Source organism: Limnobacter sp., assembly GCF_964228395.1.
Taxonomy (GTDB): Bacteria; Pseudomonadota; Gammaproteobacteria; order Burkholderiales; family Burkholderiaceae_B; genus Limnobacter.
In genome coordinates this window covers 1-7,178 of sequence record NZ_CAXQZX010000022.1, presented here as the reverse complement: position 1 = coordinate 7,178, position 7,178 = coordinate 1, and the positions used below count along the sequence as shown (strand labels likewise).

Below are 7,178 nucleotides of genomic sequence, written 5' to 3'. Positions count from 1 at the left end.
CCCAACCGCTTGGTGTTTGTGACCATTGATGCCATTGGCGCTGGCAACGTGATTCAAGACCGCCTGAAGGCTGCTGTTGCTCAGGCCGCCAACACGCAGCCCAACAATGTGTTGTTTGCTCAAACCCATACCCATTCCGGGGCCGACCTGCAAGGCTTGTGGGGTGGTGTGCCCAACAGTTGGCTAGATTGCAAAGACGCGGACCCCGCGCAGGCCTGTGACCCGGCTGTACAACAGGGCCTGTACCAACTGGCCGCGCAGGCCACGGCTGAGGCCATGGCCAATTTGCAGCCTGCCGAGGTGCGTTATGGTCAAACCTTGCTGGAGGGCGAGGCGCGTCTAAACAATTTTCGGCGCTGCGACCCCGAAGACACGCGCACACCCGACCCCCATCTCACTTTGTTGCAGGCGCGCGCCAGCGATGGCTCGGTGTTGGGTGCCGTGCTGAACTATTCTGCACATCCCACCGTGCTGGGTTTGAGCAACAGGCTGGTGCACACCGATTGGGTGGGCGGCGCCCTGCGTACCTTGGAGAGCAATTTCAAATCCACTGTGTTGTATTACAACGGTGCCATTGCCGATTCTTCGCCACGCGCGCCAGCCGGTGAGGATCCCTACGAGCGCGCCAATTCGTTGGGCGTGCAAGTGGCACAGGCCGCTTTGGTGGGCCTGGCCAACCCTGTGGTACTCAAAAATGGCATGCAGGTTAAGCATGCCAACGCCTTGTTGCCCGTTACCAATCCTTTGTTTGTTGGGGCGGGTGTGTTGCGTAGCTTCAATGGCTATTACAACTTTACCCCAGCCGGCGAGCAACTGGCCCAATTGCCGGGGTACGACAATCTTCCTCAAGCTGCGCTTTATGCGCAAACCGCGGTGAGTCGAATTCGGCTAGGGCAGGGCGACGCGCCCGAGCATACACTGGAGATGGTGAGCATTCCGGGTGAGGGCTCACGTGGGCTGGCCGATTCGTTGCGCGCACGATCCAACAGCCCCATGATGATGCTGGGCCTGACCCACAATTCGCTGGGCTACATTCTGACAGAGCAAGAATTCGGCGGTGGCTTGTTTGAGTGCCAGTCGTTTTATGAAGAAACAGTCTCGCTGGGGCCTTTAACAACCCCAGCGTTGAACCAGCAGGCATACAGCGTTTTGTTTGCGCAGTAGGCCTGCACGGCCAGGTTCAAGTGATGTTAAAACGTGGACTTGGCCTTGTCGAAGGCGTCTGTGATGTTGTCCCAAGCCTTGTTGGCGCCGTCTTTCAGGCTGTCAAATGCTTCGCTTGACGCATTCTTTAGCTCATCGAGCTTGCCTTTGCCCTCGGCCAGTTTTGCCTCCAGGGCGTCAATGGCCTCATTCAATTCTTTCTTGGCATCGGCTGATTTTCCATCGGCCTTGGCTTTGAGCTTGTCCAGGTCGGCCTTCCATTCGTCCAGTTGGGCGTTCAACTTGGCTTTGTAATGTTCAAGATCTGCCATGTGGGTACTCCTTGTGGTTGCTACAAAAAATCAGAATAGCCAAACCATATGACACCCCTCGCGTTTTGAATCGAAAAATGCTTCTAAACGCGAGGCCGATGTGTGCATGGCAATTGATTTATCAGCACCCCAACCCCATTATCAAGCTTACCCCCAATGTTGTATGCGTAAAGCCCCATGTCCTTGTTTGAAACCACCGAGTTGTTGGTGTTCGTCAATGTGTTGTTGCAACAACTCGGTGCCCCCGTGCCTGCAGTGCCCACCATGATCGTGTCGGCAGGTTTGGCAGGTACCCTGCCCGGGGTGTTGCTGCTTGGCGTATTGGCCACCTTCGCGTCTCTGATTGCCGATTGGGCCTGGTATCTGGCTGGTCGCTTTTATGGTTACAAGGTGCTGTCGGCCTTGTGCAGGTTGTCTCTCAATCCTGAATCTTGCGTCAGCCAAACCGAAAGCAAGTTTCGGGTGTGGGGGCCTTGGTCTTTGGTGGTGGCCAAGTTCATTCCAGGTTTTTCCACCGTGGCGCCGCCCATTGCAGGCGCTGTAAAAATGCCACTGTGGAAGTTCACTCTGGCCTCGGCGCTGGGGGCTTTTGTGTGGGCCATGGCCGCCTTGCTCACGGGTTGGTTATTTCAAGGGGAGGTGCAGTGGTTGCTCCAGCAAATGCAGGCCAATCTGTTCTCGTTTTTGCTGGTGGCCGGTTTGGTGTTGGGTGTGTGGTTGGTGTGGAAGCTGTCCCGGCGCTATGCCTTCCAAGCCCGTCTGCGCATGCCCAAGCTACCCGCCGGTGATGTGCTGGCCTTGGTGCGAAAAGGCGAATCGCATCTGCGGCTTTTGGACCTTCGGCCTGCGGTCATTCAAGAGGCCGAGCCATTGGCAGGTTGGCAACCCGCCACGCCCGAGACCGCATTAAGCATTGCAGCCCAGTGGCCTCGGCACGACCTGATCGTGACCATGTGCGCCTGCCCCGGCGATGTCAGTGCAAGCCATGTGGCCACCGCCCTGCAAGAGGCTGGCTATTGGAATGCCAAGGCCATGGACGGGGGCTACCAAGCCTGGGTTGAATTGCAGAAGGGTCACCATGGCGGCCAGTCCCCCCACCGTTTGCCGACGGTGCACTAATTTTTGGTGGCTTTGCACCCGCCTTGCGCGGCAGGGGGATCTTATCGTGTAACTTTTGCAGGCTTCCGAGCGAATACAAGTGGCCCGAGCCGCTTTAAGCGCCTGTATACACCCTACTCATTTGGAATGTTGATGACTGCATTTTTCCGTTCCCTGTCTGCGGCGTTTGGTTTGGCCGCCCTGTTTGCCATGTCCGCGCCAGCATTGGCACAACAACAGGTTATTCAGTTTGGTGTGGGTTTGTACCAGCCCGACAAAGACAAAAACGACGCCACCTACACGCCGCTGGCCAAATACCTGGAAGCCAAGCTGGGTATGCCCGTAAAGCTGCGCACCGTAAGCAGTTGGGAAGGCTTGGCGAAATCGCTCGCCAATGGTGAAACCGACATAGCCTTGATGGGCCCCTGGGGTTATGTGCTGGCCAACAACGAGGCCCGTGCTCAGGCGGTCGCCACCATCGAATACGAGGGCAAGCCCGAGTATTACAGCATCATGGTGACCCACCCCAACAGTGGCATTAAATCGGTGGCTGACCTCAAAGGAAAAACCTTCGCTTTTGGTGACAAGGGCTCCACATCCGGTTATTTGATTCCTTTCCATTTTTTCCAGAAGCAGGGTATTAATCCGGACACCTATTTTTCCCGGGTGATTCACACCAGCCACCAAGCCATTGAAACCCAGGTGGCCCAAGGCACCATTGATGCAGGTGCAGATTACAACCGCAACCGCGACGCCATGATTGCCGGTGGTTTGATTCGCGCTGAGGATTCCCGCATCATCTGGACATCAGACCCCCTGCCCAACGATGCCTTTGCAGTGAGTGCCACCCTGTTTGAAGACAAAGCCTTTGTGGCCAAATTGCAAGCCGCCTTACTCGCTATTGGTGAAGAACTTAAAAAGCAACCCGACTTGCTTCCCCCTCGCTACACCGGCTTTGCCAAGAAGGACAACAGCTATTACAAGCCCATCCGCGATGCGGGTTTGGCCACAGGCAGGTTACAACCCAAGTAAATTTGGCTGGTGCGTTTGATGCAAGCGTGGACATGGCGCAGCGCCCTTCGCGGGCGCTTGGGTTTTGGTGGTTTGGTGTTGTTGTACGCCGCCATCGTGGTGGCTTGCGTCTATAGCCTGGTTAGCGCGGGCGACCTGTCCACTGGCCGAAATCCTTTGGGTAATTTGCTCAAAACCCTCTCTGAGTTTGCACAACCCAGTTTTTTGGACGTGTGGCTGGGCGACCCCAACTACCAGTACAAAAGTGACGACGGCACGGTGCTGCGCACCGAAAACCGGCAAGAAGTTGAAAGGCAGTGGCTTGTCCAGTTGGGCTACGCCACCTGGACCACCTTTAAAATCGCTACATTGGGGTCCTTGCTGGGGGCCGTGTTGGCTTTGCCTTTTGGTGTGCTTAGTGCAAAAAATATTCGGGCTCCCAAGGCTTTGGCGGTATTGAGCCGCTTGGTGCTGGATACCACCCGCTCCATCCACACAGTGGTGTTTGGTTTGGTGTTGGTGGGCATTGTCGGTTTAGGCCCCACGGCTGGCATTTTGGCCATTGCGCTGCACAGCATGGGCACTTACGGCAAGTTGTTTGCCGAGTCCATTGAAACCCTGGACATGGAGGCCATCGAGGCCGTGCGCGGAGTGGGTGCCAGTGCATCGCAAACGTTTTTCTGGTCGGTCTGGCCCAGTGTGTTGCCACAGTGGGTCAGCAGCCACCTCTACATTTGGGAATACAACATCCGCGATTCCACCATTCTGGGCATCATTGGAGCGGGTGGTCTGGGTTTGTTGATTTCCGAGTCGGTGGCCTTGTTTCAGTGGGGGCGTTTGTCGACCATTTTGTTGGTGGTGGTGGTCTTGGTGTCCGTGTTTGATGCCATCAGCCGCCGCATTCGGAGCGCCTTGCTGTGAACCACAATTTAACCCCCTGCATTGCCCTGAATGGGGTGCGTGTAAACATGGGTGCAAGGTGTATTCTGGAGGTGCCCAGCCTGCACATTCAGCCTGGTGAAAAAGTGGCCGTGTTGGGCCGCAATGGCGCAGGCAAATCCACGCTGCTGCGTTGCTTGAATGGCTTTGTTCGTCCTGCAGAGGGCTCAATTCAAGTCAATAATTTAACAGTGTGTCCAATTCGTCGCGAGCGAGATCTTCGCATTGTGCGTGCCCAGGTTGGGCAGGTGCTACAGGGCTTGCACCTGGTGGGCCGGTTGACCGCACTCGAAAATGTATTGGTGGGTGGCTTGGCCAGCATGCCATTGCTGCGCAGTTGGGTGCGTTTGTTTACGCCCGCAGAAACCGAGCGCGCGCAAGCCGCCCTGAGTGCGGTGGGCATGCTGGGGCTGGCCAGCAAACGGGCAGACCAGTTGTCGGGCGGCGAGCGCCAAAAGGTGGCCATTGCCCGCATGTTGATGCAGCAGCCTCGCTTGGTGTTGGCCGATGAACCCACTGCGGCGCTTGACCCCACTGCATCCGAAGAAGTGTGCCAGTTGTTGTTGCAATGTGCCCAACAAGCCACCTTGCTGACTGTGGTGCACAACACCAAACTGGTGCCCTTGCTGAGCCAGCGGGTTATTGGTTTAAAGGCTGGGCGTATTGTGCTGGATTGCCCCAGTCACGAGTTGAGCCAGGAGCATCTGGACTTTTTGTACGAGTAATGATCGATGAGCCGCAACGCATCGGGCCGCCATTGCCCCATACGCTACCGTTATAGCCCTTCACGGATTGCCTTGGCCCGCGAGCACCGCTGCGATGTGCTGTACGTGGTGGGCGGGCTGTATGGCAACCCCTTTGCCCTGCAAGCCATTGAGCGGCTGGCTGCCTCGGAACAGGGGCGAGTGCGAATTTGTTTCAACGGCGATTTTAATTGGTTCAACACCGACCCGGAATGGTTTGCGCGCATCAACGAGCGTGTGCTGCAGCACGATTGTGTGCTGGGCAATGTGGAGGCCGAATTGGGCCAACCGTTGGATGTGGAAGACTGTGGTTGCGCCTATCCCGACGATGTGGACCAGGGTGTGGTAGACCGCTCAAACCTGATTCACAGTGCGTTGAAGGAAGTGGCCCAAGAACACCCGGACATGCTGGAAGTTCTTTCGGAGAAACCTTTCTACGCCCGTTACCGCGTGGGAAAAATTCGTGTGGGCGTGGTGCATGGTGATGCGGAGTCGCTGGCCGGTTGGCGCTTTGACCCCAAGCATTTGGCCAAGCCTGAGGAGGCCTCTTGGCGAAAGCAAATGTTTGCCCAGGCGCGTGTGGATGTGTTTGCCAGCAGCCACACCTGCACGGCGGCGTTTCATCATGAAGACCTGGGCGATGGCGCCTTGGGCTTGGTGTGCAACAACGGTGCGGCCGGCATGCCCAGTGCCAGCGGCAGTCTGGACGGGCTGTTCACCCGCATTTCACTTCGGCCTTTTGCTCACCCGCATTTGGTTTACAAACAAACCAACGTGGTCAACGGTGTGGTCGAGCAGGTGCGGGTACAAATCCCGCAAGACGAATGGCAGCGACATTTTTTACAGCAGTGGCCGCAGGGCAGTGCCGCATACACTTCGTATTTCAAGCGCATCAGCCAGGGGGTGTAGCCCCCGGCGTTGGCGCCACTTTGCCAAATCTAGCAGCAGGCCACTTCCCCGTCTGAACGTGGGTCGGCGGCGCCTTCCATCACACCATTGGGGTGGCGCACCACGGCACCTGCATGGCCCATGGTGTCGCTAAACGCCTCGGGCAGCACCTCCAGCACATGGCCCGCATCGCGCAGTTGCTGCACCAAGGCCGCATCAAAGCGGCTCTCCAGCTTGAGTGTGGTGCTTTGCTCACCCCAGGTACGGCCTAGCAACCACCGCGGCGCAGTCACTGCCTGTTGCAAGGGTTGGTTAAATAAACCATAGCGGCTGAACACGGCGGCCTGTGTTTGTGGCTGCCCCTCGCCCCCCATGGTGCCGTACACCATGCTGCGTCCATCTTTAAACCGCGCCATGGCCGGGTTGAGCGTATGGAATGGTTTGCGGCCGGGCTCCAAGCTGTGCAAGGCGTCGGCTTGAAGAGAAAAACTGATGCCACGGTTTTGCCACATCACCCCGGTGGATGGGCACACCACACCCGATCCAAACTCCCAGAACACGCTTTGAATAAAGCTGGCGGTGCGGCCTTGGGCATCGATGCAGCCCATCCAAATGGTGTCTCCTTGCCAGGGGTCTTGCGGCCAGGGCAGGGCCTGAGTCATGTTGATTCGCTTGGCGCGCTCGGCCAGTGCTTCGCGGCTTAAAAAGTCGCTCGGGTTGACGGTCATGTAGGCGGGGTCGGTGCAATAGCGGTCGCGCACCAGGAAAGCTTGCTTGGTGCATTCAACCATGCCGTGCAGGTAATCAAATCCTTCGGCGTGCTGCACACCCAGGGTGTCGAACATGCCCAAAATCATCAGTGAGGCCATGCCCTGCGTGGGCGGAATCATGTTGTAAATCGTGCTGTTGTTCAGCTCGGTTTGCAATGGCGTAACAAACTGCGCGTGCTGGTTGGGCAAATCGGTCAGCGCGATTGGGCTGCCCACCCGGTGCAGGTCTTCGGCCATGGCCTGTGCCAATTCGC

8 protein-coding genes are annotated in these 7,178 nt (G+C 57.3%); 6 read left to right on the top strand and 2 right to left on the bottom strand.

The window, feature by feature from the left end:
* Positions 1-1,164, top strand: a 1,164-nt coding sequence (locus tag ACEQU8_RS01885) for a neutral/alkaline non-lysosomal ceramidase N-terminal domain-containing protein (RefSeq protein WP_370261084.1), incomplete at its 5' end; no start/stop codon positions are given.
* Positions 1,165-1,190: 26 nt separating this feature from the next.
* On the opposite strand, the gene ACEQU8_RS01880 is transcribed toward ACEQU8_RS01885, so the two are convergent.
* Positions 1,191-1,475 carry a coiled coil domain-containing protein gene (locus ACEQU8_RS01880; protein WP_370261083.1) on the bottom strand — a complete coding sequence of 95 codons (285 nt, stop codon included), beginning with the start codon at positions 1,473-1,475 and terminating at the stop codon, positions 1,191-1,193.
* Positions 1,476-1,652: 177 nt separating this feature from the next.
* Between ACEQU8_RS01880 and ACEQU8_RS01875 the strand changes: the two genes are divergently transcribed.
* From ACEQU8_RS01875 to ACEQU8_RS01855, 5 genes are all read left to right on the top strand, one after another.
* Positions 1,653-2,594 carry a VTT domain-containing protein gene (locus tag ACEQU8_RS01875; protein ID WP_370261082.1) on the top strand — a complete coding sequence of 314 codons (942 nt, stop codon included), beginning with the start codon at positions 1,653-1,655 and terminating at the stop codon, positions 2,592-2,594.
* A 132-nt stretch (positions 2,595-2,726) separates the two neighbouring features.
* Positions 2,727-3,605, top strand: a complete 879-nt coding sequence (locus ACEQU8_RS01870; protein ID WP_370261081.1) for a phosphate/phosphite/phosphonate ABC transporter substrate-binding protein — start codon at positions 2,727-2,729, stop codon at positions 3,603-3,605.
* Positions 3,606-3,623: 18 nt separating this feature from the next.
* Complete coding sequence (gene phnE, locus ACEQU8_RS01865) at positions 3,624-4,505, top strand: phosphonate ABC transporter, permease protein PhnE (protein ID WP_370261079.1); 882 nt, start codon at positions 3,624-3,626, stop codon at positions 4,503-4,505.
* Positions 4,502-5,248, top strand: coding sequence for a phosphonate ABC transporter ATP-binding protein (locus tag ACEQU8_RS01860; protein WP_370261078.1), 747 nt, complete (start codon positions 4,502-4,504; stop codon positions 5,246-5,248). Before phnE ends, ACEQU8_RS01860 begins: the two co-directional genes overlap by 4 nt.
* A 6-nt stretch (positions 5,249-5,254) precedes the next feature.
* Positions 5,255-6,175 carry a hypothetical protein gene (locus tag ACEQU8_RS01855; protein ID WP_370261077.1) on the top strand — a complete coding sequence of 307 codons (921 nt, stop codon included), beginning with the start codon at positions 5,255-5,257 and terminating at the stop codon, positions 6,173-6,175.
* A 29-nt stretch (positions 6,176-6,204) separates the two neighbouring features.
* Here ACEQU8_RS01855 and ACEQU8_RS01850 read toward each other — a convergent pair.
* Positions 6,205-7,178 (bottom strand): gamma-glutamyltransferase family protein (locus ACEQU8_RS01850; RefSeq protein ID WP_370261075.1); only part of this gene is annotated, 974 nt, incomplete at its 5' end.

Excerpts from the sequence above, each read along its gene's own strand:
- ACEQU8_RS01880 (WP_370261083.1), bottom strand. The coding sequence starts at position 1,475 with ATGGCAGATCTTGAACATTACAAAGCCAAGTTGAACGCCCAACTGGAC.
- ACEQU8_RS01875 (WP_370261082.1), top strand. The coding sequence starts at position 1,653 with ATGTCCTTGTTTGAAACCACCGAGTTGTTGGTGTTCGTCAATGTGTTG.
- ACEQU8_RS01870 (WP_370261081.1), top strand. The coding sequence starts at position 2,727 with ATGACTGCATTTTTCCGTTCCCTGTCTGCGGCGTTTGGTTTGGCCGCC.
- phnE (WP_370261079.1), top strand. The coding sequence starts at position 3,624 with ATGCAAGCGTGGACATGGCGCAGCGCCCTTCGCGGGCGCTTGGGTTTT.
- ACEQU8_RS01855 (WP_370261077.1), top strand. The coding sequence starts at position 5,255 with ATGAGCCGCAACGCATCGGGCCGCCATTGCCCCATACGCTACCGTTAT.